This is a genomic window from Streptomyces sp. NPDC005393 (assembly GCF_040606675.1).
Classification (GTDB): domain Bacteria; phylum Actinomycetota; class Actinomycetes; order Streptomycetales; family Streptomycetaceae; genus Streptomyces.
Genome location: NZ_JBEXFG010000004.1, coordinates 102,892 through 128,103 on the forward strand (window position 1 = coordinate 102,892; position 25,212 = coordinate 128,103).

Annotated in this window: 20 protein-coding genes, 1 tRNA gene and 3 pseudogenes; 19 read left to right on the forward strand and 5 right to left on the reverse strand. The window is 71.1% G+C overall.

What is annotated here, in order from left to right:
- Window positions 1–198: 198 nt before the first annotated feature.
- From ABZS71_RS06325 to obgE, 4 genes are all read left to right on the forward strand, one after another.
- Complete coding sequence (locus ABZS71_RS06325; protein WP_356207971.1) at window positions 199–4,257, forward strand: Rne/Rng family ribonuclease; 4,059 nt, start codon at window positions 199–201, stop codon at window positions 4,255–4,257.
- Window positions 4,258–4,494: 237 nt separating this feature from the next.
- The gene (rplU, locus tag ABZS71_RS06330; protein WP_009717947.1) at window positions 4,495–4,815 is read left to right on the forward strand and encodes a 50S ribosomal protein L21; all 321 of its coding nucleotides are present in this window, start codon (window positions 4,495–4,497) and stop codon (window positions 4,813–4,815) included.
- Window positions 4,816–4,829: 14 nt separating this feature from the next.
- Window positions 4,830–5,087, forward strand: coding sequence for a 50S ribosomal protein L27 (rpmA, locus tag ABZS71_RS06335; RefSeq protein WP_009717948.1), 258 nt, complete (start codon window positions 4,830–4,832; stop codon window positions 5,085–5,087).
- A gap of 146 nt (window positions 5,088–5,233) precedes the next feature.
- Entirely contained in the window at window positions 5,234–6,667 is a 1,434-nt protein-coding gene (gene obgE / locus ABZS71_RS06340) for a GTPase ObgE (RefSeq protein WP_356207972.1), read from the forward strand.
- Between the two features lie 189 nt (window positions 6,668–6,856).
- Here obgE and ABZS71_RS06345 read toward each other — a convergent pair whose 3' ends face one another.
- The gene (locus ABZS71_RS06345) at window positions 6,857–8,944 is read right to left on the reverse strand and encodes a hypothetical protein (protein WP_356207973.1); all 2,088 of its coding nucleotides are present in this window, start codon (window positions 8,942–8,944) and stop codon (window positions 6,857–6,859) included.
- Window positions 8,945–9,252: 308 nt separating this feature from the next.
- On the opposite strand from ABZS71_RS06345, the gene proB reads away from it, so the two are divergent.
- From proB to ABZS71_RS06370, 5 genes are all read left to right on the forward strand, one after another.
- Complete coding sequence (gene proB / locus ABZS71_RS06350; RefSeq protein ID WP_356208150.1) at window positions 9,253–10,383, forward strand: glutamate 5-kinase; 1,131 nt, start codon at window positions 9,253–9,255, stop codon at window positions 10,381–10,383.
- Window positions 10,384–10,899: 516 nt separating this feature from the next.
- On the forward strand, window positions 10,900–11,361 hold the full coding sequence (locus ABZS71_RS06355; protein WP_355848236.1) for a hypothetical protein: 462 nt from the start codon (window positions 10,900–10,902) through the stop codon (window positions 11,359–11,361).
- 92 nt (window positions 11,362–11,453) lie between these two features.
- Window positions 11,454–12,752: a glutamate-5-semialdehyde dehydrogenase gene (locus tag ABZS71_RS06360; protein ID WP_356207974.1), complete on the forward strand. Its 1,299-nt coding sequence runs from the start codon at window positions 11,454–11,456 to the stop codon at window positions 12,750–12,752.
- A gap of 107 nt (window positions 12,753–12,859) precedes the next feature.
- Window positions 12,860–13,492, forward strand: coding sequence for a hypothetical protein (locus ABZS71_RS06365; protein ID WP_355848230.1), 633 nt, complete (start codon window positions 12,860–12,862; stop codon window positions 13,490–13,492).
- A 121-nt stretch (window positions 13,493–13,613) separates the two neighbouring features.
- Window positions 13,614–14,690 carry a hypothetical protein gene (locus tag ABZS71_RS06370; protein WP_356207976.1) on the forward strand — a complete coding sequence of 359 codons (1,077 nt, stop codon included), beginning with the start codon at window positions 13,614–13,616 and terminating at the stop codon, window positions 14,688–14,690.
- A 25-nt stretch (window positions 14,691–14,715) separates the two neighbouring features.
- Here ABZS71_RS06370 and ABZS71_RS06375 read toward each other — a convergent pair whose 3' ends face one another.
- Window positions 14,716–15,921 carry a M48 family metallopeptidase gene (locus tag ABZS71_RS06375; RefSeq protein ID WP_356207978.1) on the reverse strand — a complete coding sequence of 402 codons (1,206 nt, stop codon included), beginning with the start codon at window positions 15,919–15,921 and terminating at the stop codon, window positions 14,716–14,718.
- A gap of 109 nt (window positions 15,922–16,030) precedes the next feature.
- Here ABZS71_RS06375 and ABZS71_RS06380 point away from each other — a divergent pair, with 109 nt between their 5' ends.
- The 7 genes from ABZS71_RS06380 (at window position 16,031) to ABZS71_RS06410 (ending at window position 20,248) form a co-directional block, all read left to right on the forward strand.
- The gene (locus ABZS71_RS06380) at window positions 16,031–16,180 is read left to right on the forward strand and encodes a hypothetical protein (protein ID WP_356208162.1); all 150 of its coding nucleotides are present in this window, start codon (window positions 16,031–16,033) and stop codon (window positions 16,178–16,180) included.
- A 102-nt stretch (window positions 16,181–16,282) separates the two neighbouring features.
- Window positions 16,283–16,450 (forward strand): hypothetical protein, encoded by a 168-nt coding sequence (locus tag ABZS71_RS06385; RefSeq protein ID WP_355848221.1) that lies wholly within the window; start codon window positions 16,283–16,285, stop codon window positions 16,448–16,450.
- A gap of 59 nt (window positions 16,451–16,509) precedes the next feature.
- Window positions 16,510–17,121 carry a nicotinate-nucleotide adenylyltransferase gene (gene nadD, locus ABZS71_RS06390; protein ID WP_355848218.1) on the forward strand — a complete coding sequence of 204 codons (612 nt, stop codon included), beginning with the start codon at window positions 16,510–16,512 and terminating at the stop codon, window positions 17,119–17,121.
- 13 nt (window positions 17,122–17,134) lie between these two features.
- The gene (locus ABZS71_RS06395) at window positions 17,135–18,862 is read left to right on the forward strand and encodes an LCP family protein (RefSeq protein WP_356207980.1); all 1,728 of its coding nucleotides are present in this window, start codon (window positions 17,135–17,137) and stop codon (window positions 18,860–18,862) included.
- A 147-nt stretch (window positions 18,863–19,009) separates the two neighbouring features.
- Complete coding sequence (gene rsfS, locus ABZS71_RS06400; protein ID WP_355848212.1) at window positions 19,010–19,450, forward strand: ribosome silencing factor; 441 nt, start codon at window positions 19,010–19,012, stop codon at window positions 19,448–19,450.
- Window positions 19,447–20,100 carry a histidine phosphatase family protein gene (locus ABZS71_RS06405; RefSeq protein WP_356208152.1) on the forward strand — a complete coding sequence of 218 codons (654 nt, stop codon included), beginning with the start codon at window positions 19,447–19,449 and terminating at the stop codon, window positions 20,098–20,100. Before rsfS ends, ABZS71_RS06405 begins: the two co-directional genes overlap by 4 nt.
- A 72-nt stretch (window positions 20,101–20,172) precedes the next feature.
- Window positions 20,173–20,248 (forward strand) — tRNA-Ala (locus ABZS71_RS06410).
- Between the two features lie 412 nt (window positions 20,249–20,660).
- Here ABZS71_RS06410 and ABZS71_RS06415 read toward each other — a convergent pair.
- A complete protein-coding gene (locus ABZS71_RS06415; protein ID WP_356207981.1) occupies window positions 20,661–21,515 on the reverse strand; it encodes a putative RNA methyltransferase in 855 nt (284 codons plus the stop codon).
- A gap of 367 nt (window positions 21,516–21,882) precedes the next feature.
- Here ABZS71_RS06415 and ABZS71_RS06420 point away from each other — a divergent pair.
- A pseudogene (locus ABZS71_RS06420) lies at window positions 21,883–22,201 on the forward strand (transposase); the annotation flags it as partial.
- 160 nt (window positions 22,202–22,361) lie between these two features.
- On the opposite strand, the pseudogene ABZS71_RS06425 reads toward ABZS71_RS06420, so the two are convergent.
- Window positions 22,362–22,703, reverse strand: a pseudogene (locus ABZS71_RS06425) (transcriptional regulator); the annotation flags it as partial.
- 186 nt (window positions 22,704–22,889) lie between these two features.
- Entirely contained in the window at window positions 22,890–23,018 is a 129-nt protein-coding gene (locus ABZS71_RS06430; RefSeq protein WP_356207983.1) for a hypothetical protein, read from the reverse strand.
- A gap of 350 nt (window positions 23,019–23,368) precedes the next feature.
- Here ABZS71_RS06430 and ABZS71_RS06435 point away from each other — a divergent pair, with 350 nt between their 5' ends.
- The gene (locus ABZS71_RS06435) at window positions 23,369–23,545 is read left to right on the forward strand and encodes a hypothetical protein (RefSeq protein ID WP_356207984.1); all 177 of its coding nucleotides are present in this window, start codon (window positions 23,369–23,371) and stop codon (window positions 23,543–23,545) included.
- A gap of 48 nt (window positions 23,546–23,593) precedes the next feature.
- Window positions 23,594–24,965, forward strand: a pseudogene (locus ABZS71_RS06440) (membrane-associated oxidoreductase).
- The last annotated feature ends 247 nt before the right edge of the window (window positions 24,966–25,212 follow it).

Genomic DNA, 25,212 nt, shown 5'->3' on the forward strand with positions numbered 1-25,212 from the left:
TGCACTTGGGAGCCACCCGGGTCCGGCTGGCGCACTGACCAGAAGACTTTCGCCGGTCCCGGCATTTCCGGTCCCGGCGAGCGAGACGACAGCTCCCGTGCGGCGCCCACGCCCCGGACGGTCGGCACCCGCGCATAGCGCGGATGGCCGGCCGGAAGCAGGCGCGGCGCCCGGGAGCGTGACGGGAGAAACGCCCGCATGCTCGAGCCGATTGAGCCGACCCAACCTGTCCAGCCCCTTGGGCAAGCCGCGCCACGCGCCGCCGTCCCCGGGGATTCCATCGAGAGCACGCCCAGCGACACCCTGCCGCCGCGCCGCCGCCGTGCGGCCTCCCGGCCGGCCGGTCCGCCGGTCGGCGTAGTGGGCGACGCCGAGGTCACCGCACCCGCCGTACCGGCCATACCGGCTGATCAGATCGGTGCCGGCGGAGCTTCCGAGCCCATCGCCGCCGGGGCCGCCGTGGCCGCCGCGAGTGGGCCCGAGGCCGACCTTGACACGGATTCCGCCGCTCCGCCCGCCCGTGCGCGCCGTCGGGTGACGCGCAAGACGACCGCCCCGGCCGGTGCGCCGGAGGTCGCCGAGACCGTGGTGCCGGCCGATGCCGGCCGTGGTGACGAGACGACCGAGGCCGAGGCTTCCGCCGAGGCCGCCCAGGAGCCCGCGGCCGAGCCCGCGCCGCCGGCCCGTCCGCGCCGCCGTGCGACCCGTAAGGCGGCCGCCCCGGCGGGTGCGCCGGAGGCCGCCGAGACCGTGGTGCCGGCAGAGGAGCCCGCGGAGCGGTCCACCAGGACCGCCGACGCGGCCGACGCCGGTGAGGCCACCGAGGCTGCCGAGCAGCCCGCGGCGCCCGCTCGTACGCGCCGTCGTGCGAGCCGTAAGGCGACCGCCCCGGCGGGCGCCCCCCAGACCGAGGCCGCCGGTGCGGACGCGTCGTCTGCGGCGGCCGCTGGTGACAGTGGTGACGAGGCCACCGCCCCAGCAGCAGTCGCCGCAGACGCCCCGGCCGATGAGGCTCCGCGCGCCCGTACGCGCCGTCGTGCCGGCCGTAAGGCGGCCGCCCCGGCCGGTGAGCCGGAGACCGCCGAGACGGCGGAGTCTGCGGAGGAGTCCGCTGAAGCCGAGACCGAGACCGTGCCCGCGGCGCCCGCTCGTACGCGTCGCCGTGCGAGCCGTAAGGCGACCGCCCCCGCCGGGACGCCCTCGGAGGCCGAGGCCGCCGAGGCGCCCGCCGCCGAGGAGCAGGGCCGGCCCGCCGAGGAGACCGGCGGCGCGGAGGCCGAGGAGGCGCCGCGCGGCCGCACCCGTCGCCGTGCGACCCGTAGCACCGCGCCCGCCGCCGAGGAGCAGGGCGAGCCGGAGCCGCAGGCCGCGCAGGCCCAGGCCGCCGAGGCCGAGCCCGAGCCCGCGCCCCGTTCGCGCCGCCGGGCCGTACGGCCGCCGACGGCCGTCTTCCAGGCGCCGGTGTTCACCGAGCCGGTGTTCCAGACCCCGGAGAGCGCCGCCGCCGAGGCCGCCGCCGCCGTGGACGAGGCCGAGGAAGAAGAGGAAGAGCACACCGCCGAGGCCCCCGAGCCCGCCGCGCCCGCCACCGGCGGTCGCCGTCGGCGCCGCCGCCGCGGCGAGCCCGCCGAGGAGCGGGTGGAGGCCGAGGAGACCACCGAGGCCGCCGAGCCCGCGGAGGCGGAGGCCCAGCAGGCCGAGGACGAGCACGGCGACGAGGAGTCGGGCGACCGCCCGTCCCGCCGCCGTCGCCGTGGCGGGCGCCGCCGCCGCCGGGGCGAGGCCGCCGACGCCGAGGGCGCCGAGGGGCGTTCCGAGGGCGAGACCGACGAGCGGTACGAGGACGAGTCCGGCGCCGAGGGCGAGGGCGCCGAGGAGCCGGACGAGGAGGACGCCGAGGCCGGTGAGACCACCGGTGGTGGCTCCAGCAGCAGCCGTCGCCGCCGTCGCCGCCGCCGGCGCAGCGGGGACGCCGTCGAGGGCGAGGCCGACGGTGACGACCCGGAGCGCACGGTCGTCAAGGTCCGTGAGCCCCGTAAGAAGGAAGTGCCCGGCACGGGCGCCGACGAGGTGCAGTCGATCAAGGGGTCGACGCGTCTGGAGGCCAAGAAGCAGCGCCGCCGCGAGGGCCGCGAGCAGGGCCGCCGCCGGGTGCCGATCATCACCGAGGCCGAGTTCCTGGCCCGCCGCGAGGCGGTCGAGCGGGTGATGGTCGTCCGCCAGAGCGGTGAGCGCACCCAGATCGGCGTGCTGGAGGACAACGTCCTCGTCGAGCACTTCGTCAACAAGGAGCAGGCGACCAGCTACGTCGGCAACGTCTACCTGGGCAAGGTCCAGAACGTACTGCCGTCGATGGAGGCCGCCTTCGTCGACATCGGCAAGGGCCGTAACGCCGTGCTGTACGCGGGCGAGGTCAACTTCGACGCGCTGGGGCTCGCCAACGGGCCGCGCCGCATCGAGACCGCCCTGAAGTCCGGGCAGCCCGTCCTCGTCCAGGTCACCAAGGACCCGATCGGACACAAGGGCGCGCGGCTGACCAGCCAGGTCTCCCTGCCCGGCCGCTATCTGGTGTACGTGCCCGAGGGCTCGATGACCGGGATCAGCCGCAAGCTGCCCGACACCGAGCGGGCGCGCCTGAAGCAGATCCTCAAGAAGATCGTCCCCGAGGACGCGGGCGTGATCGTCCGTACCGCCGCGGAGGGCGCGAGCGAGGAGGAGCTGGCCCGCGACGTCGCGCGGCTCCAGGCGCAGTGGGAGGAGATCAAGCAGAAGGCCAAGAGCGGCAACGCCCCGTCGCTGCTCTACGGTGAGCCGGACATGACCGTCCGGGTCGTCCGCGACATCTTCAACGAGGACTTCTCCAAGGTCATCGTGAGCGGTGAGGACGCCTGGGAGACCATCCACGGCTATGTCTCGCACGTCGCGCCCGACCTCTCCGACCGGCTGCAGAAGTGGACGTCGGACGTCGATGTCTTCGCCACCTACCGGATAGACGAGCAGCTGATGAAGGCGCTGGACCGCAAGGTCTGGCTGCCCAGCGGCGGCTCGCTGGTGATCGACCGGACCGAGGCGATGATCGTGGTCGACGTCAACACCGGCAAGTTCACCGGCCAGGGCGGCAACCTGGAGGAGACGGTCACCAGGAACAACCTGGAGGCGGCCGAGGAGATCGTGCGCCAGCTGCGGCTGCGCGACCTCGGCGGGATCATCGTGATCGACTTCATCGACATGGTGCTGGAGTCCAACCGCGATCTGGTGCTGCGCCGGCTGCTGGAGTGCCTGGGCCGGGACCGTACGAAGCACCAGGTGGCGGAGGTCACCTCGCTGGGTCTGGTCCAGATGACCCGTAAGCGGGTCGGCCAGGGGCTGCTGGAGTCCTTCTCCGAGTCCTGTGTGCACTGCAACGGCCGCGGCGTGATCGTCCACATGGACCAGCCGACCGCCGTCGTCGGCGGTGGCGGCAAGCGCAAGAAGAAGAAGTCCGCGGCGGGCGGCGGCCAGCAGGTGCCCGAGTCGGAGCAGGTCGCCGTGGCCGTGGCCGAGACGGCGGCCGAGGTCGCCGCGGAGGTCGCGGAGCCGAAGGCGCTGCCGGAGCCGGCCTTCGTGCCCGACGAGGAGCTGTACAGCAGCGCCGCGGAGGCCGAGGCCGCCGCGACCCGTGGGCGTCCGCGCCGCAGGGCGACCCGGAAGGTGTCCGCCCCGGCGGGCGCGCCGAAGGGCGCCGAGCAGCCGGAGGCCGTGGTCGTCGTGGCGCCGGACGAGCCGAAGGAGGCGCCGCAGGCCCAGCCGGAGCCGCGGGCCGCTGCCGAGGCGCCCGCTCCGGCCGCCGGGCCCACCGAGCCGGAGGCCGCGCCCGAGGTGGCCGAGGCCCCCGCCCCGGCCGCTCCCGCGCCGCGTACGCGCCGTCGGGTGACCCGTAAGGTGACCGCCCCGGCGGGCTCGCCCACGGGCTCCGAGGAGGCGGCCGTGGTGGTCGTCACCGCGCCCGCGGCGGAGCCGAAGCCGGAGAAGCTGGAGGAGCCGGAGGTCGAGGCCAAGAAGACGGCCCGTAAGGCCGCCAAGAAGGCCCCGGCGAAGAAGACGGCCGCCAAGAAGACCGCGGCCGCGGCCAAGACCACCGCGAAGAAGACCGCGGCCAAGAAGACGACGGCGAAGAAGACGACCACCAAGAAGGCGGCTTCGAAGTCGACGTCGAAGAAGACCGCGGCGGCGGAGCAGCAGACGCCGCAGTCGGTCTCGGCAGCCGCCGACGACTGACGGCACCCGGCCTTGACGGGCACCTACTCACGTGAGTAGGTGCCCCTCCGGGCTCTGGTAGCCTTGACCCTCGGCGTCTGTACGCCAAACCCCTGAGCAGATCCCTCCCGGTCCACCGGGAGAGGCCGCTCGCCGATGGTGAACCGCAAGGAATCACTCGGTGACCACGACCCTTTTGGGGCCGTGTGAGCGGCTGGCATCAGAGGTCCCTGTTACTAGCGAGAGAGTGAGAACCGCGTGTACGCAATCGTGCGCACCGGCGGCCGCCAGCAGAAGGTGGCCGTGGGCGATGTCATCGAGGTCGACCGCATTGGAACCAGCAAGGTCGGCGACACCGTCGAGCTCTCGACTCTGCTCGTTGTCGACGGCGATGCCGTCACCAGCGACCCGTGGGTCCTGGCCGGTGTGAAGGTTCACGCCGAGGTGGTTGACCACCACAAGGGTGCCAAGATCGACATCCTGAAGTACAAGAACAAGACCGGTTACCGGAAGCGGATCGGCCACCGCCAGCTGCACACCGCGCTGAAGATCACCGGCATCGACTCGGCTGCGAAGTAAGGGACTGAGGAGACATGGCACACAAGAAGGGCGCATCGTCCACTCGGAACGGTCGCGACTCCAACGCCCAGCGGCTCGGCGTCAAGCGCTTCGGCGGCCAGGCCGTCAACGCGGGTGAGATCCTGGTCCGCCAGCGCGGCACGCACTTCCACCCGGGCACGGGCGTCGGCCGCGGCGGCGACGACACGCTGTTCGCGCTGGCCGCCGGTGCGGTGCAGTTCGGCACCCACCGTGGCCGCAAGGTCGTGAACATCGTCCCGGTCGCTGAGTAATCAGCCCCGGCGCGATACCGCACACCTTTCCGAGGGCGGACCGCTCTTTCCCGTGACGGGGAAGCGGGTCCGCCCTCGGCGCGTTACGAGTGGCAAGAGCGCCATAACGACACCACCTACCCCGTATGTATCTGGAGGCACCCGTCATGACCACCTTCGTGGACCGCGTCGAGCTGCATGTCGCCGCGGGTAACGGAGGCCACGGCTGCGCCTCCGTGCACCGAGAGAAGTTCAAACCGCTCGGCGGCCCGGACGGCGGCAACGGCGGCCGGGGCGGCGATGTGATCCTGGTCGTCGACCAGTCGGTCACCACGCTGCTCGACTACCACCACAGCCCCCACCGCAAGGCCACCAACGGCAAGCCCGGCGAGGGCGGCAACCGCTCCGGCAAGGACGGCACGGATCTGGTCCTGCCGGTCCCGGACGGCACCGTCGTCCTCGACAAGCAGGGCAATGTGCTCGCCGACCTGATCGGCGAGGGCACCACCTACATCGCCGCCCAGGGCGGCCGCGGCGGCCTCGGCAACGCCGCCCTCGCCTCGGCCCGCCGCAAGGCCCCGGGCTTCGCGCTGCTGGGCGAGCCGGGCCACGCCGGGGATGTGATCCTCGAGCTCAAGACCGTGGCGGACGTGGCCCTCGTCGGCTACCCGAGCGCCGGCAAGTCCTCGCTGATCTCGGTGCTCTCGGCCGCCAAGCCGAAGATCGCCGACTACCCCTTCACCACGCTGGTGCCCAACCTCGGTGTGGTCACGGCCGGTTCGACCGTCTACACCATCGCGGACGTCCCCGGTCTGATCCCCGGCGCCAGCCAGGGCAAGGGCCTCGGCCTGGAGTTCCTGCGCCATGTCGAGCGCTGCTCGGTGCTGGTGCATGTGCTGGACACGGCGGCCCTGGAGTCCGAGCGCGACCCGGTGACCGACCTCGACGTCATCGAGGCGGAGCTGGCCGAGTACGGCGGCCTGGAGAACCGGCCGCGGCTCGTGGTGCTCAACAAGGTCGACGTCCCCGACGGCAAGGACCTCGCCGACATCATCCGGCCCGACCTCGAGGCCCGCGGCTACCAGGTCTTCGAGGTCTCGGCGATCGCCCATCTCGGTCTCAAGGAGCTGTCGTTCGCCCTGGCCAAGATCGTCGCCGATGCGCGTGCCGCGAAGCCGAAGGACGAGGCGACCCGGATCGTCATCCGGCCGAAGGCCGTGGACGACGCCGGCTTCAAGGTCGTCGTCGAGGACGGCTTCTACCGGGTGCTGGGCGAGAAGCCCGAACGCTGGGTCCGCCAGACCGACTTCGCCAACGACGAGGCCGTCGGCTACCTCGCCGACCGCCTGGGCCGCCTCGGCGTGGAGGAAGAGCTGACGAAGGCGGGCGCCCGCGCGGGCGACGAGGTCGTCATCGGCCCCGAGGACGACGCGGTCGTCTTCGACTGGGAGCCGACGATGTCCGCCGGCGCGGAGATGCTGGGCCGCCGAGGCGAGGACCACCGTTTCGAGGCGCCTCGTCCGGCTGCTCAGCGGCGCCGTGAGCGTGACGCGGGGCGGGATGAGGCGGAGGCGGAGTACGACGCGTTCAAGCCGTTCTAGGGGGCGGTGGGGGCGTCTTGCGGGGTGCCCCCGCTCCCCCGGACGGAGTCCGGGCGGCCACCCGAAGCCTGTGAGGCCCGCCGGGGCCTTTGGGGGCCGCGCTCGGGGCCGTACGGCCGTCCGTACGACAAAAAGGCCCGGGAGGGAGCTCCCGGGCCCTTTAGGCCGCTGTGGGCGGCTTTCGGCGGCTTAGACCGTCGCCGTCTCCTCCGGCTCCGAGGAGCCGGACTCCAGCTCCATCTCCTCCGCCGCGTCCCGGGCCTCCCGCTGGGAGGGGATCTCATCGGAGAGCCGCGTGGCCATCCGGGCCCGGCGCTCGTCGGCCTTGGTGCACAGATCCTGCGTGGCCTGGTTGAAGCGCACCAGGGACGGCGGGTCGGACGGCCCGAGGAGGTGGACCTTCAGCTCGGCGCGGGCGGCGGCGTGGGTGTCCTTCTCGGGGTTGCGGACCGCTTCGAGCAGCCCGGCGACGCCCTTCGCGTCCGGGGTGAGGATCGCGGCGGCGCGCACCGTCGGGAAGCCGGCCCGGAACTCCGTCTCCGACAGACCGCTGGTGTTCGCCACGGCGTACGGCTTCTCGCTCGTCAGGTAGTCCGACACCACGCTGGAGACATCGCTGATGAGCACGTCGGCCTGGTTGAAGCAGGTGAAGATCGCCGGGCGCGGGCCGGCGATGACCTGGTGCTCCCACGCCGGCAGCGAGGCCCAGTAGGCGCTCTCCCAGGCGGCGGTGGCCGCGGCGACGGTCGCCGCGCGGTTGTCCTCCGGGGCGCCCTGGAGCCGCATGCGCTCGATCTCGTCCGCGCTGGGGCGGAAGGCGGTGCTGGTGAGGCAGTTGAGCTCATCGGTGCGCTTGGCCAGCTCGGCGGCGGCCTCCGGCCCCGGACGGGCGCCGGTCCGCTGGGTGTTCGCCTCGGCGATCATCGCCTGGATGCGGTCGTTGGCGCGACCCGCGCGCGGGTCGACGGAGCCGGTCATCGGGTGCGGCTTGTACAGCAGCCGCACCTCGGGGTCGGCGAGCAGCTCGCGGACGATGTTCTCGCCGGCCAGGACCACCGAGGTGTTACCGGGGTTCCCGTCCCAGCCCTCCCAGGTCGGCGCGTACAGCACGGTGGTGAACTCACCGGTGGGCACGCCCGCGTAGGGCCGGATGGGGGCCAGCTGCGGGCGGCCGACCTCGACGACGTCCTTGTCCTCGACGCCGATGTCGGCGAGCTGGTAGCGCTCCCGCGCGGCCGGGCCCGCGACCCACACCTCGTCGTACGCCTTGGCGTACGGGTTGCAGCTGGAGAGCTTGTCGCTCTCACCGTGGTTGGTGAACGCGTGCTTGATCGACGGAATGCGCAGCACCTGCGAGGTCTTGCCGGAGTTGGCCGGGTGCAGCAGCACCTTGAGCGTCGAGTGCTCGATCCGCATCAGATGCGCGACCTTGGGGAGGCACAGGATCGGGACGTCGGTCGCCTCGATCTTCTGCACCATGAAGCGCTCACGGAGCAGGATGATCGGGTTGCCGTCGAGCGCGGCGAGCGTGGAGAGCCACATGTTCGCCTGGTACGCCGAGGAGTTGCCGCCGGAGAAGTACATGCCCACGGTCGGCCGGTACTCGGCCAGCCACGTGTCGAGCCACTCCAGGGCCTTGGCCTCGCTCACCACGCGCTTGCGCGGCAGCAGCCAGGTGCCCAGATGGATGGTGCCGCCGATGGCGGTCAGCAGCCCGACGGCCAGGCCGATACCGCCCCACAGAGCGTCCTTGGTGGCGGCGGTGATCAGCAGACCGGCGGTGATGGGCGCCGCGAGCCGCAGCAGCCGGCGCCCGTGCTGGCGGGCGAAGAGCCGCGGCGGGGCGTCGGACAGCCGTAGTGCGGAGGCGTCGATGTTGCGGGTGACGAACGGCAGCTGCCGGCTGCGGCGGACCAATATGGCCACGGCCTGGCAGGCGAAGTGCACCACATAGAACAGGAGCAGCCCGACGGTCAGGGGCGCCTGCTCATGGAGGGGATTGATGCCCTCGATACGCAGCAGCCCGACCATGATGAGCATGTCGCGGAACAGCTGGCGCACCGTGACGTCGAAGCGGACCTTGCTCAGCAGCGACAGCAGCCCTGGCTGCTGGTGCTGGAGGAACAGATCGAGCGCGAGACCACATGCCGAGGCGGCGATGAGGAGCGGTACGTTCGGAAGCACGGCGCCGACGAGCTGTGTGGTGAAGAACACGAGCATCGCGAGCAGCGCCGTCAGCTGTACGACCCGGCGTGGGGCGATTCCGGCAGAGGGCACGGGGAGGGCTCCTGGCAGGAGAGCGATGGACTATGGGGAGACCCCTGACCGTATGCCGATGCCCGGCCCGGTGACAATCCGCGCTGGTGCCAACCGGTTCGAAACGGCCCTAAATGATCTCTCGTACGGGTGTCCGCGGCCGTGTCCGGGGGCTGAAATGCAGAGGCAGGCGAGGGCCCGTCTGCCGTAGATTGCCCCCTTGTCATGATGAGTGTGTAGGGCACGCGTCTCGTCGAGGCGGGTGCGGAACCGGGGACGAGCGAAGGAGCGGCGTGGCGCATCAGGACGGGTCGGCGGTACGGGACGAGGTGGCCGCCGCCCGCAGGATCGTGGTCAAGATCGGCTCGTCCTCCCTCACCACCGCGGCCGGGGGTCTGGACGCGGACCGCGTTGACGCGCTGGTCGACGTGGTCGCCAAGGCCCTCGACGGGGACCGTGAGGACAGTGGGGAAGGCAAGGAGATAGTCCTGGTCTCCTCCGGCGCGATCGCCGCCGGGCTGGCGCCGCTGGGCCTGGACCGGCGCCCCCGCGACCTGGCCCGCCAGCAGGCCGCCGCGAGCGTCGGGCAGGGGCTGCTGGTGGCCCGCTACACGGCCTCCTTCGCGCGCTACGGGCGCCGGGTCGGCCAGGTGCTGCTGACCACGGACGACACCAGCCGCCGCGCCCACTACCGCAACGCCACCCGCACCCTGGACCAGCTGCTGGCCATGGGCGCGCTGCCGATCGTCAACGAGAACGACACGGTGGCCACGGACGAGATCCGGTTCGGTGACAACGACCGGCTCGCGGCCCTGGTCGCCCATCTCGTCCGGGCGGATCTGCTGGTGCTGCTCTCCGATGTGGACGGCCTGTACGACGGGGACCCCAGGACCCCCGGCACCTCCAGGATCGAGGAGGTCAGGGGCCCGAAGGACCTGGACGGCGTCTCGATCGGCAGCGCGGGCCGCTCCGGGGTCGGCACCGGCGGCATGGTCACCAAGGTCGAGGCGGCCCGGATCGCCGCCGCGGCCGGGGTCCCGGTGGTGCTCACCTCGGCCAGTCGGGCCGGTGACGCGCTGTTCGGCCGCCGCACCGGCACGTACTTCCACCGCACCGGCCGCCGCTCCGCCAACCGGCTGCTGTGGCTCGCGCACGCCTCCGCTCCGCGCGGCGCGCTCACCCTGGACGAGGGGGCGGTGCGGGCCGTCGTGGAGCGCCGCACCTCGCTGCTGCCGGCCGGGATCGCCGCCGTGGAAGGGGAGTTCACCGCCGGGGACCCGGTGGAGCTGCGGGACACCGAGGGCCGCGCGGTGGCCCGCGGGCTGGTCAACTTCGACGCCAAGGAGATCCCGCGGCTGATCGGGCGGTCGACCCGCGATCTGGCGCGGGATCTCGGCCCCGCGTACGAGCGCGAGGTCGTACACCGGGACGACCTGGTTGTGCTGGACCGCGGCGTGTGAGGGGCCCCCTTTTTTTAAGGGCTCGGTTCGCCTCCGGGGCGCCAGGCCGCGAGGGTTCTCATCGTTATGGGGTACCCCCGGCTGGGGGCACCTCCCACCGGTAGCTGGGGACGAGCCGAAGGGACGCGCCGCTGTCGTAAGGGGGAGCCGGGCGGAGGCCCCTCGGGCCGGGGCGCCCGCCCGGCGAGTGAGCCGAAGGGGCGCCGCTGTCGAAAGGGAGGGCGCGCGCAAGCCGCGAGGAACGAGTGGCCGAGCACGGTCGACCCCCGACAGGGGGCACCCCCGGCCGAAGGCTGGGGGAGGCTGAAGCGCCCCGGAGGCGAACCGAGCCGCCGAAAAAAGGGGAAAACCGCCCCGCGGCCGGGCGCGGACTGGTCAACTTTGTTCAACGGGGTCGCGCGGGCTGCGGTCCCGTGGTGCGGTCGACGGGCCCGGAGCGGGAGCCGCGGGCCACAGCACCGCCCCGAAACGCTCCGCCCGCGCGTGAGCGGAGCAGCGAGCTACAGGAGGCCGCCGGTGAGACGAGGGCGCCCGGGGGCGCCGCCCAGAGGGGCGGCGGAGCGCACCCTGACCAGTGTCGGAGCGGGTGACGCCGGGGTCGGCGACGCCGTCGCGCACGGCGCCGTGCGCGATGAGGCGTCCCGGCTGTGGCACATCACCCTCAGCGTCTCGGGGACCGAGGCGCCGCTGCGGGAGGTCCGGCGGGGCCTGGAGCAACTGGCCCATGATCATCCCTTTCTGCTGACCAGCCGCTATGCCAACGATCACGCCGAGATCCGCTACTGGGAAGAGGCCCGGGATCTGCATGACGCGGCGGCGGTCGCGCTGCGGTTGTGGGGCGAGCACCGGTCCACGGCCAAGCTGCCGCCCTGGGAGATCGTGGGGCTCGAGGTCATCGACCGTGAGACGTATCACCAGCGCATCGCGGAGGGGTACGGGCCGCCGCCGGCCTCCCCGGTGGGCGTGCATCCGTTCTGAGGACGGATGTGCGCCCACCGCCATGTGAGAACGTCATCTCGAAGAGCGGAATAGCGGAGAGGTTCCGGCCCCCGGCTCAGTAGGCTGCCCGCATGACCAGCGCACCCACCTCGCCGCTCACCGACCCCTGGCCGAAGTCCCCGGTCCTCCAGGCCGCCTACCGGTCCCGGGCCGCGGCGGCCGATCTCGCCCCGCTGCCGCGCGCCGTCAAGGACGACGCGCTGCTCGCGATGGCCGACGCGCTGGAGGTGCGCACCAAGGAGATCGTCGAGGCCAACGCGGTCGATGTGGAGCGGGCCCGCGAGGCCGGCACCAGCGAGGCGATCGTCGACCGGCTGACGCTCACCCCCGAGCGGGTGCGGGCCATCGCCTCCGACGTCCGGGACGTGATCGCGCTGCCCGACCCGGTCGGTGAGGTGGTGCGCGGCTCGACGCTGCCCAACGGGATCGATCTGCGCCAGGTGCGGGTCCCGCTCGGCGTCGTCGGGATCATCTACGAGGCCCGGCCCAATGTCACGGTGGACGCCGCCGCGCTCTGTCTGAAGTCGGGCAACGCCGTGCTCCTGCGCGGCTCTTCGTCCGCGTACCACTCCAACAGCGCGCTGGTGAAGGTTCTGCGGGACGCCGTCGGCGGGGCCGGACTGCCCGCGGACGCCGTGCAGTTGGTGCCGGGCGAGAGCCGTGAGTCGGTGCGTGAACTGATGCGCGCCCGGGGCCTGGTGGACGTGCTGATCCCGCGCGGCGGCGCCGCCCTGATCCGTACCGTCGTGGAGGAGTCCACGGTGCCGGTCATCGAGACCGGCACCGGCAACTGCCATGTGTACGTGGACGCCCAGGCCGATCTCGACATGGCCGTCGAGATCCTGGTGAACTCCAAGGCCCAGCGGCCCAGCGTGTGCAACGCGGCGGAGACGCTGCTGGTGCACCAGGACATCGCCCCTCAGTTCCTGCCGCGCGCCCTGGACGCGCTGGCCGCGGCCGGGGTCACGGTCCACGCCGACGAGCGCGTCCTGGCCGCCGCCGAGGGGGCCAAGGCCACGGTGGTCCCGGCGACCGTGGAGGACTGGGAGACCGAGTACCTGTCGTACGACATCGCGGCGGCCGTCGTGGACTCCCTGGACGCCGCGGTGTCCCACATCCGCCTGTGGTCCTCCGGGCACACCGAGGCCATCGTCACGACCTCCCAGGCGGCCGCCCGCCGCTTCACCCAGCTGGTGGACTCCACGACGGTCGCCGTGAACGCCTCCACGCGGTTCACCGACGGCGGCCAGTTCGGCTTCGGCGCCGAGATCGGCATCTCCACCCAGAAGCTGCACGCCCGCGGCCCCATGGGCCTGCCCGAGCTCACGTCGACGAAGTACATCGTGACCGGCGACGGCCACACTCGCTGACTCACCCGTTCGGGGGATACCCGATTACCGACCGTCCTGGGGCGGATCTTCCCCCGAATACCATTTTCGCCCTGCCCAAATTGACCCGTCCGGTCTACTCTGAATGGGTGCCGGACGACGTGGGGGGCAAGCCGTTCCCGGACGGGGACGAGCCCGACGACCGCAGCCACGGGGAGGCGAACGACGAGTTCGCCACCGTGGTCTTCGACGAGGAGTTCGTACGGGCGGCCGCGATCCATGAGCCCACCGCCATCGAGCGGATGCTGGCCGCCGCCGAGGCCCGCGCGGAGGCCGAGGCGTCACGGCGCCGCACCGCCGCCGTGCCCCCCGAGGACGAGCTCTTCGAGGACGGTTACGGCCCCGAGGGCGACGCCGATTTCGGATATGACCCGGATGACGACACCGATCCGGACGGGCGCTTCGGCCCCGGCCGGGACCCGGACGGCGTGTACGGCCCCTATGGGCGTTACGGAAGCGCCGGGCGGCCCTATCGCGGCCATGCCCGCTGGCACCGCCCGGTGGCCTGGCTGCTGGCCGTTCTGATGGGTATCGGGGTGGTCGCGCTGGCCTTTACCGCCGTCTACCGGGGCGCCTCGGGCAACCGCCAGGAGCCCGCTCCGCCGCCCGCCACCACCGGGGTCGACGGCACGCCCGCCGGGCGGCAGCCCGGCGACCCGCCGGCGACGACGTCGGCCGAGTCCGACGCACCGGCCGTGTCCGTCGTGCCACGGTCGCCGTGACCGCGGCACGCTCGACGCGCGATAGCACGTCGTGCACTATGCGGCGTTTCCTCCCCGGACCGTCCCCGGCTGTGGAGTATTACCGCGTTTATCGGCGCTGTCGGCGACCTACTCTTGAGGTATGACCGGGCGTGGAGACCCTCCCGAGGGGACACCCGAAGGCGTCCCGGGAGGTGGTGAGGACGAGTATCGTTCCGTCGTCTTCGACGAGTCGTTCGTTCGGGCTGCCCGGCTCCAGGAGTTCTCCGCCCAGGAGCGCATGGGCGAGCACGCGCGAGCGGTGCGCAGCCGGCACGCCTGGGCCAGGGCCGGGGCGTCGCGCCAGGCCGTCGTCCTCATCCTCCTGATCGCCGTCGCCTTCGCCGCGGCCGTCTATATGGGCGTACGCCACCCCTACCAGGCCCCTCAGCCGCAGACCGTGGAGCCGCTGCACAGCAGCGTGGTGCCGCTCGCGCCGCGCGGTGAGGTGCCCGGCGGGCTGCCGGCGGAGCTGTACCTCAACAGCCCGGCCGCCGAGTTCCGCACCGGCGCCGAGGGGGTCACCCTGCCCGGCGTCCGCCGCACCCAGACCTTCTCCGAGAGCCAGGTGATGACGGCGCTCACCACGGCCAAGGAGTACCTGGTCAGATCCGCCATCGACCCGGCTGTGCTGACCGGCGGCCCGGTGCAGGCGGTGCGGCTGCTGCTCGATCCGGCCCAGCAGGACCAGTTCGACCAGAGCTTCGAACACCCGGTCGACGACGGCCGGCACGCGGCCGTCGGCTGGCTGACCCGCTTCAACCCGGCCGAGGTGACGCTCGCCGACACCCCGGTGCGGGTCCAGGGCACCCTGACGGTCCTCGAGCGCGGCCCCGCGACGCTGGAGGTCACCGCCGACCACACCTTCGTCTACGCGGTCCAGCGGGCCCATGAGCGCGGACCGGACCACGCCTCGCTGTTCACCGTGCGCCGCGAGACGCGGTTCCGCTTCGACCGGGACGATCTGCGCGACCGCCATGTGGAGCTGGTGCAGAGCGCCGTGCTGGCGGGCCCGCAGGCGTGCGCCTCGAACTCCTCCGGCTATCTGCGGCCGCTGCTCGCCGGGCAGAGCGCCAAGGGCGACGCCCCGACCGGTACCGACCCGTACGCGACGGGCCGGACCACGGTCTCGCTGTGCGGCGTCCTGGCCCCCGGCGCCCAGCCCCGGATGAACGGGTAGTCCTGAGGGACCTCCGGGGCGGTCCTCAGCCCTTCGGCGGGGTGTCCCCGGGCTCGTCGTCCCCGGGCCCGGTGTCCCCGGGCTCGTCGTCCCCGGGCGGAGTACGGCCCTCCGGGCCCTCCGGGCCGTCGGTGTCCTGGCGGGGCGGCGTCCCCGTGGATGTCTCCCCGCCCGGCCTGCCGCCGCCCGCGAACCGGTCCCGGAGCTTGCTGCCCAGGTCCCCGGCGCCGCCCGCCACGTCCCGGACGAACGCCATCAGCGGGTCCTTGCTGCTGCGGACCGACTCCGCGTAGTGGTTCGCGGACTCCCGGAAGGACTCGCTGACCGAGGTGTCCTTGTCCTCGTCGCGGTGCGGGTAGTGACCGTCCATGAGCCGCTGGTAGTCACGGGTCGCGGCCCACTTCTTGAGCTCGGCGGCGCGCACCGTGGTGAAGGGGTGGCTGCGCGGCAGCATGTTCATGAGCTTGAGTACGGAGTCCCGCAGATCGCCGCTCGACTCGTACTCCTCCGCCTGCTCCAGGAAGGCGTCCACATTCATCTCATGGAGGTGATGGCCGCCCGCGAGCTTCATCAGCCCGCGCATCGAGGCCCGCAGATCCTGCCCGACCAGCAGCCCCGCGCGGTCCGCCGACAGCTCCGACTTGCGGAACCACTCGCGCAACGCCGTCACCAGGGCCAGTACCGCCACATTGCCGAGCGGGATCCAGGCGACCTTCATCGCGAGAGTGGTGAGGAACAGCAGTATCGTCCGGTAGACGGAGTGCCCCGACAGCGCATGGCCCACCTCATGGCCGATGACCGCCCGCATCTCCTCCTCGTCGAGCAGCTCGACGAGCCCGGTGGTCACCACGATGATCGGCGCGTCCATGCCGATGCACATCGCGTTCGGCTGCGGATTCTGGGTGACGTACATGGCCGGGACCCGCTCCAGGTCCAGGATGTAGCAGGCGTCCCGCAGCATGTCGTGGAGATGCGCGAACTGCCGCCCGCCGACCCGCACCGAGTCGGACAGGTACAGCAGCCGCAGACTGCGCTCGGGCAGCAGGCCGCTCATCGCCTTGAAGACGGTGTCGAAACCGGTCAGCCTGCGCAGTGCGACCAGCGCGGAACGGTCCGCCGGATGTTCGTACGCGCGGGAGGAGATGCCCGGAAATCGCCGCCGGTCACGTCCTGGCACATGCTCCCGGGCGCCTCCGCCCTCGCCGCCGCCGGTCTCATGAGTGTCACTCATCTGGCCCCCTCGTATCGATGGCCCTGCTCGCCCAGCTGCCTCGGACATGGCCCCGTCCCCCGGCGGACCCCAGCCTAGGCCCTGTCCCGCGGGGGGTTAGCGTGGAGACATGCCCGATATGACTGGCCTCACCCAAGTCCTCGCCGCCAACTCCCACAACGACGGACCGGGCGCGCTGCTGCGCACGATCATCATCGTCGGCGTCGTGGGAGCCGTACTGCTGGCATGGTTTCTGCTGCGCGGCTACAAGCAGGACTGAGACGGGGGCTGAGAGCAGGACTGAAATCAGCACCGGAATCCGGCTCGCATACGATGTGGCGGACGTGACGTGACGCCTAGACCCGGATAGGTACTGCCTGCGATGAGCGCTTACACCACCGCCGCACACGCCCTGACCACGCTCGCGGCCGAGGGCGGTGAGCACACCGACACCCACCCGACCATCAGCCCCTTCATGACCGGTGGCGGTGCTCTCGTCATTCTCTTCCTGCTGCTGTGGATCACCACGCGCTTCAACCGGGACCGCTGACCTGGGCCATTGCCCCTATGGGTCCCGGCTCCGGGCCGGGCCCAGTAGGGTCTGCACGCATGGAAGAGCAGAAGGGGCCCGGCAAGCGGCGGCTTGGTGTGATGGGCGGGACGTTCGACCCGATCCACCACGGTCACCTGGTCGCGGCGAGCGAGGTGGCATCGCAGTTCCACCTGGACGAGGTGGTGTTCGTGCCGACCGGGAAGCCGTGGCAGAAGAGCCACAAGAAGGTGTCCCCGGCCGAGGACCGCTACCTGATGACGGTCATCGCGACCGCGTCGAATCCGCAGTTCTCGGTCAGCCGCATCGACATCGACCGCGGCGGACCGACGTACACCACCGACACGCTCCGGGAGCTGCGCGCGTCGAACGGTGACGCGGATCTGTTCTTCATCACCGGCGCCGACGCCCTCGCCCAGATCCTCACCTGGCGCGACGCCGAAGAGCTGTTCTCGCTCGCCCACTTCATCGGAGTGACCAGACCGGGGCACATACTGGCCGACCCGGGGCTGCCGAAGGGCGGGGTGTCGCTGGTCGAGGTACCTGCGCTGGCGATCTCGTCATCGGATTGCCGGGCGCGGGTCGCACATGGCGACCCCGTCTGGTACCTGGTGCCGGACGGCGTGGTGCGCTACATCGACAAGCGCGAGCTGTACCGGCACGACTGCTGAAGGGGTACCCCCGGTGAACGACGGACAGGACTCGTACGACCCGTACGCGCAGGATCCGTATGCTCAGGAGCCGCAGATCTACGGCTATGACGCCTATGGGCGGCCGGTGTACCAGCCGCAGGCGGCGCAACAGCAGTACGACCCGTACGCACAGCAACAGCAACAGCAACAGCAACAGTACGGGCAGCAGCGGGACGGGTACGGCTACGACCCGTACGCACAGGCCCAGCAGGCCCAGCAGGCCCAGACGCAGCAGCAGTACGACCTCTACATCCAGCAGCAACAGCAGTACGGGCAGCAGCAGCAGCAACAGCAGGGCTACGGCTACGACTATGCGCCCACCGTCCCCCCGCAGCGCGAGCCGAACCCCTACGAGCAGCTGAGCCCCGAGGAGCTCCGGGAGCCGCAGCGCCGGCCCCGGAGCGAGGCCGACGCGCCCCAACAACCGGAGCGGAAGGGGCCGCAGGAGCCCGAGCAGGAGTACCACACCGAGGAGTTCTCCTTCGTCGAGGAGCACGACGAGGAGTCCGACGACGTCATCGACTGGCTGAAGTTCGCCGAGACCCGCTCCGAGCGCCGTGACGAGCGCAAGCGCAAGGGCCGCAACCGCATCGTCGCGCTGGTCGTGGTCCTGGTCCTCGCCGCGGCCGGCGGCGTCGGCTACCTCTGGTACGCGGGCAAGCTCCCGGGACTGTCCGGCGACGGCACGGACCAGGCGGCCGCGGGCGGCCCGCAGAAGCGCGATGTGATCGTGGTCCATCTGCGCGAGACCAAGGGCGGCCGCACCTCCACCGCCCTGCTGGTGGACAACGAGACCACCAAAAAGGGCACCACCGTACTGCTGCCGAACTCGCTGGCCGTCTCCACCGAGGACGGCGGCTCCACCACCCTCGGCAAGTCGGTGACCGACGAGGGCTCCGACTCCACCCGCGACTCCCTGAGCACCCTGCTGGGCTCGAAGATCCAGGGCACCTGGCGGCTGGACACGCCGTACCTGGAGAACCTCGTCGAGCTGGTCGGCGGTATCACCCTGGACACCGACGCGACCGTCCCCAGCGCCCAGAAGGGCGAGGACCCGCTGGTCAAGCGGGGCAGGGAGCAGATCCTGAGCGGGCAGGCGGCTGTGGCGTACGCCACCTACCGGGCACCGGGCGAGGCGCAGGCCAAGCAGCTCGCGCGGTTCGGCCAGGTCATGCACGCGGCGCTGAAGAAGGTCTCCAGCGATACGAAGGGGGCCACCAGCACGGTGGAGTCGCTGGCCCAGATCCCCGATCCGTCGCTCTCGGAGCAGCAGCTCGGTGCGTCGCTGGCGAAGCTGGCCGGGCAGGCCAAGGGCGGCAAGTACGACACCGCGATGCTGCCCGTCCAGCCGGACGGGACGCTCAGCACCCAGGCGACCGACCGTGTGGTCAAGGACATCCTCGGCGGCACGGTCAAGAACACCGACAAGGACACCCCGCCGCGGGTGAGCGTGAGCAACGCCGGAGGCACCAAGGACGCGTCGGGCTCGGCGCGGGTCGCGCTGGTCAACGGCGGTTTCACGGTTGTCGCGGCCACCGAGGGCGGCGGTACGCCGCAGCCGGCCTCGCGGGTGACCTACGCGGACGCCGCGCAGGCGGCGCAGGCCAAGGAGGTCGCCAAGACCCTCGGGCTGCCGGCGAGCGCGGTGAAGAAGGGCAAGGGCGCGGCCAACGCGGACATCACGGTCGTGCTCGGCTCGGACTACGACAGCCAGGGCTGACCGGCACGGGCGGCCGCTCCCGGGCGGCCGTCCTGCCATGGCCGACCGGGAGCGGCCGTCCTGCCATGGCCGACCGGGCTGACGGTGGGGCGTGAGACCCTTGGGGGTGTCAGACGTTTCAGATACCACCGACCGAAAGCCTTGCCTGTGACCGCCACGGACCGCTCCATCGAGCTCATCAACGCCGCCGCCCAGGCGGCCGCCGACAAGCTGGCGCACGACATCATCGCGTACGACGTCAGCGACGTGCTCTCGATCACCGACGCCTTTCTGCTGGCCTCGGCGCCCAACGACCGCCAGGTCAAGTCGATCGTCGACGAGATCGAGGAGCGGCTGAACAAGGACCTCGGCGCCAAGCCGGTGCGCCGCGAGGGCGACCGCGAGGCCCGCTGGGTGCTGCTGGACTACGTGGACATCGTGGTGCACGTCCAGCACAGCGAGGAGCGGGTCTTCTACGCCCTGGAGCGGCTGTGGAAGGACTGCCCGCAGCTGGAGCTGCCGGCCGACGCCAAGGCCACCCGCGGCAAGGCCCAGGAGTACGCGCAGGCACAGGCGTCGGACGGCGGCCCGGGCGGTGAGCTGAGCTGAACGGCACCGTGGGTGGCCGTGGCCGTAGCATAGTTTTGTGGCGGCACGGCCAGACCGCCTGGAACATCGAGCGCCGCTTCCAGGGTTCCCTGGACATCGAGCTGACCGACACCGGCGTCGCGCAGGCGCACCGCGCGGCGCGGCTGCTGGCCGCCCTGAAGCCGGACGCGATCATCGCCTCCGACCTCAAGCGGGCGGCGGCCACGGCCGCCGAGCTGTCCGCCGTCACGGGCCTGTCGGTCTCGCACGACGCGGGGCTGCGGGAGAGCTACGCGGGCGCGTGGCAGGGGCTCACGCACGACGAGATCATCGCGCGGTTCGGCGAGGAGTACGACGCGTGGAAGCGCGGCGAGCCGGTCCGGCGCGGCGGCGGTGAGCTGGAGACCGAGGTGGCCGACCGGGCGGCGCCGGTGGTGCTGGAGAGCGCAGACAAGCTGCCGGACGACGGCACGCTCGTGGTGGTCAGCCACGGCGGCACCATCCGCACCACCATCGGGCGGCTGCTCGGCCTGGATCCCCGGACCTGGGAGGCGCTGGGCGGCCTGTCGAACTGCTGCTGGTCCGTGCTGGGCGAGGGCGCGCGGGGCTGGCGGCTGCTGGAGCACAACGCCGGATCGCTGCCCGAGCCGGTGCTCGGCGACGACGACTGAGCGGATTTCCTTTTCCGGCAGGTCACCGGCTATGCTCCTTCTCGTTCGAAGGGCTTCGGCGCAGAGAACAGCGGGGCTATAGCTCAGTTGGTAGAGCGCCTGCATGGCATGCAGGAGGTCAGGAGTTCAATTCTCCTTAGCTCCACCACAGAAGTACCGTTGGTACTTTTGCCCTCCCAATGGCCGCCCACCAGGGCGGCCAGGGCCAGGTCCCAGGCAGCGTCCTTCCCCTCCGGGGGAGGGCGCTGTTTTTGTGCCGAGGCCCGCTTGCGGCGTGTGGTGGTGCCTGCGGCCTGCCAGGCGCGTCCCGGCCCTTGGTGAGGTGTTTCGGGGCTCGTCGCTGCTTCTGCACTTGGTGCAGCGCGTGGCGAAGGGCTCCGAGGTTCTGTTGGGGTTCTGCCCGCGACCGGCCTGGAACACCGCTATCTTCCCAGCTCAGAAGTGCGGTCAGCTGCGCCGGCATCGCGTCCCAGGTGCCGCCAGCAACGGGCGTCCTTCCTTCCCGACGTTGTGGGACAGAAGGACGCCGGTCGGTCAGCGGACGCAGGCGCGGCTGGTGGTCACCGGGGCTGGTAGGCGGTGGCCAGCACGGAGACGGTGACCTGTTCGGGCAGGCGGCCGTGATCATTGAGGTCTGTGCTGCCCAAATGGCGTGCGCTCGGCGTCATCCCCACGAGGTCGAGGGCCTCCAGCCTGGACAGGGACGTGGGGTACTCGACCTGTTCGGTGATGGCGGCCTCAAAGAAGGGGTCCAGTACTTGGTGCAGGCGTTGTTCCTTGGCCTGATCGATGGTGACCATCGCAGGCACCCGGCTGCGCAGCTCGGCCAGGTGCCGACCGGTAGGACGCACCACGATCAACCGGCCGGTCGGGCGGAGCACTCGGTGGAACTCGGCTGGGTTGCGTGGGGCGAACACGTCCAGTACGACATCGGCCACATCGTCGGCCAGCGGGAAGGGACGGAAGACGTCCCAGGTGGCCGCGGCGGCTCGTTCGTGGGCTCGGGCTGCCGAGCGCAAGGCGCGCACCGAGGTGTCCAGACCCAGGCCACGGGCGCCGGGCAGCTGGTCGAGTACGCCGCCAAGGTAGTAGCCCGTGCCGCATCCGGCGTCTGCAACGGTGCCCTGTTCAGGCATGGAGTCGGCCGCCAGGCGGGCCACGGCCTGCCGGATGGGCATGTACTTGCCCGTGGACAGAAACCGGTCCCGGGCCTGGACCATCGCCGCGTCGTCGCCACTGGTGGCACGGGTGCCCGTCAGCAGGCTGACATAGCCGTGGCGGCTGATGTCGAAGGCGTGACCCGCCGGGCAACGCAGCGAGCCGCGGCCGTCGGGGTCCAGGCGGCGCGTCCGGCACGTCGGGCAGCGCAGCAGGTCGAGGGACAGTTCGAGGGCAGGGGGAAGCAACACGGGCACGAGGCACTCCTGGCAGGGGTGATGGGAAGAGACCGTGCCTGCACGTGCGCCCGGAAAGTCACTGCCCCAGGGAGGAGCGGCAGCGCCGGGAACATGGTTCACGCGGCAGGCACGCCAAGGAGGGCGACGCCGTCCGGCATCGCCCTCAGCGTCTTCCGATCACAGGAAGCAGCAGTGCGGGGTGCTCATGAATGCCACGCCCTGATCCTACGGGCTTCGGCGAAGCTCTTTGGGCTCGCCGAAGTCGATAGACGCGGTGATCTCTCAACTCGAAGACGTGGGTGGATCGTTGAGTCGAGCCATGTACTCACGGTTGACGGATCGGGCAGCATCGAGATCTTCCTGGCACTCTTCGAGCTGTCGACGCGCCGTCGTCGAGCAGGTCATCGCCGACAGCAATGCCTCGGCCCTGGCCCACCTACCGTCGGGACACTTCCACGCCAACGCGGCCTGGCTGACCCTGTGGGCGATGGCCTACAACCTGCTACGGGCCACCGGTACCCTGGCCTCCGCCTTCCACACCAAGGCCACCACCGCCACCCTCCGCGGCCACCTGATCCACGTTTCCCGCCAGGATCGCCCGCTCCGCCCGCCGCATCACCCTGCACCTGCCGCACAACTGGCCTTGGCAGCACGCCTGGACACACCTGTTCGACACGGTCCACGCACCGCCCGAACCAGCCTGACGCCCCCGACCACCTCGCCCGCCAGGGCCCGACCGGAACCGCACCGTGGAAGAGCTGGGCAAACCAGCAGATACAACACGTCCACGCCCACCAGCCAGCCCCAGACCGACTCAGAAACCCCTCAGAAGATCACTCTCAGACCACATCGGTGGATCGAGGCTAAGGCGGCGCAGCATCTGCGGGTCACGAACAGCTGCCACAGCACGTTCCGCTCGGGGGCGGGCGCCAGCAGCGTGGCCGGGAAGAGCGCGCCGTACGCGGCGTTACTCGCCAGGACGTCGTAGCGGGCGTTGTAGACCACCGCGGGGAGCGGGTCGAGCGCCTCGATGATGCCCTGCACCTTGGGGCTCACCGTCCGGGCGTCACGCTCCTGGTCCGGCACATACGGCACCTCGGAGAGGTGGTAGAGGTGCTCGCGCTCGGCGTGGTCCAGCCGCAGGGTGCGGGCGACCGCGTCCAGCACCTGCACGCTCGCGTTGATCGGGCGGCCCTGCTCCAGCCAGCAACACCTTGGCGGATGTAACTCTTTGTCGCACGTCTTGCTTCGACTGTGGGGTGTGCGTGGGCGATGCAGGCGGGGGTGAGCGAGGACGAGGGCTGTGCTGGCCGTTGCCAGAGCTTCGGGCCCTCCGTGACCGACGCCCCGCACCGACGCACCGCACCGACGCACCGCACCGACGCACCGCGGCTATGCACTGCGCGGCCGGTGGCTCGTCTTCGTCGCGACCGCTTTCTTCGCCGCAGTCTGCTTGGCGGCCTCTTTCCTCGCGGCCTTCTTGGCCGTGGGCTTCTCCGATGCTGCGTTGCGCAGGATCATGCTCGCACATGAACTCAACGACCGGGGAACCTCATGCGCCGCATCGGATCGACGCTTGGGCTGGGAGGGTCTCGTCAGTGTCGGGCCCTAACGGGAGTTCGGGACTGGCTGCCTGCCGCTGGTTGGCTTCTTCCTCGTACTTCGCGATCACCAGCTTGCCGATCAGCTCATCCGTCTCCGGGCCGGGGATCCTGATCCCGCCGCACCCTTTTGCCTGAGGTCTTCGGGTGGCACGTGTAGTTAGTGCGTGTTTCTGATCCCTGGTGGTCGTTGAGCCTGTATGGGCTGTCGAGACGAACACGGATCAGGGGCACCGGGTCCCCAGTGGCTGACGCGGGCATGAGCCGCTGATGGCTGTACTCAATTCGGCTGGTGACGAGCTCGTCTTCATCCAGGAACTTCTGTCGGTGACGTCGACCCGCGTTGGATCGGACGTGCTGGACGTCCTGTTCGAGGCTCGGAGTGACGGGGCGATTCCCCGGTGCATCCGGCGGGCCGACCGCTGCCGGCAGCACCGCCTGGCGTGACCAGCTGCGGCAGTTGACAGCCCGAACGCAGCACGTCAGAGTCCCGGCGTGAGCGAGACCAACGATCTGACGCCGGCCGAGGTATGTATATGGCGGGCCTTTCCGCGAGGCGAGTCCGTGGACTTCCGCGCCGCCGAGAACGAGGATCCGGCGCTCGGCAACACCTGGGGCGCGGATCACCGGCGTACTGGACCTGAAGTACGCCACGATCGACGCCGCCATCCGGCTAAGCCACTGCCAATTCGACGGCGTTCCAGACCTGTACGGTGCCCAGCTGCGCCAGCTCAATCTGAGCAAGTCCGTTCTGCCGGGCCTGACCTCGGCGGCCTTGCGGATCGAGGGGGTGTTGCGGATGACGGACTGCCGTATGCGGGGGCCAGTGCGGCTCGGTGGGGCGCAGATTTCCAGGGCACTGTTCATGGAGCGGGCGGAGTTCACGGCGCCGGACGACTCTGAGCCGGTGCTGCAGCTCAACCAGGCTGAGATCGGGGACGACGTGTGGGCGCCAGCGATGCGCGCGCACGGACAGGTGCGGCTCACTGGCGCCTCCGTCGCCGGGCGGATCAACGTTCAGGACGCCGAGTTCAACAAGCCCGATGGCACCGCGCTGGACGCGCAGAACCTCAACGTGGGAGCCCATGTACGGGCGCGGTGCGTACGTGCGCGGGGCCGGGTCGAGCTCCGAGGCTCGCGCATATCGGGCCGTCTCGACCTGCTCCACGCCCACCTGTCGCATCCGGGCGACACGGCACTGCGGGCAAGCAGTTGTGTCATCGGTGAACTCTGGCTGCGCGGGGGCAATCGCATCGAGGGCGCCCTGAATCTGCGGCGTTCTCAAATAGAGATCCTGACCCTTGAACCGGAGATGCTGCCGGACCAGGTGTATCTCAGCAATCTCACGTACAGCGTACTCACCCCGCACGAGCCCGCCGAACGCCGCCTTCCGATGCTGGAGCTCGACGGCGAGCAGTATGAGCCGCACGGCTACGAGCAGCTGACGGCGGCCTACCGCCATGCCGGTGACGACGACGCGGCCCGGCTCGTCCAACTCGCCAAGCAGCGCCGCCGACGCACGACGCTCACCTGGTACGGGCGGCTGTGGGGGTACGTCCAGGACGCCACCGTCGGCTACGGCTTCCGCCCGTTGCGCGCGGCCGTCTGGCTCCTGTCCCTCATGATTATCGGATCGATCGCGTATGGCCTGGACCACCCACGCCCCATCAAGGCGGGCGAGGCGCCTGACTTCAACCCCGTCTTCTACACCCTCGACCTGCTCCTGCCGGTCGTCAACTTCGGCCAAGAGCCAGCGTTCGCCCCTGATGGCTGGCACCAGTGGCTGTCATACGCCCTGATCATCACCGGCTGGACCCTGGCGACGACGATCGTCGCGGGCGTGACCCGTACGGTCAGCCGCCAATGACCCTCTCTAGAACTCGCGAAAACCTCGCAGGACGCCCTCTCAGAGTTGCTCGCGCACGACGGTTCTGTGGGAGCCCGGGGGGCGATTCACCCGGGGATCCGACCATCAGCGTTGGATCGGACGTGCTGGACGTCCTGTTTGAGGCTCGGAGTGACGGGACCGTCCGGGTAATGCCCAGCCAGCTGGTGCGCGGCATGGGTGACCAGGGCAGTCTTCCCGACGCCGGGCATGCCGTCGACCGTGTGGA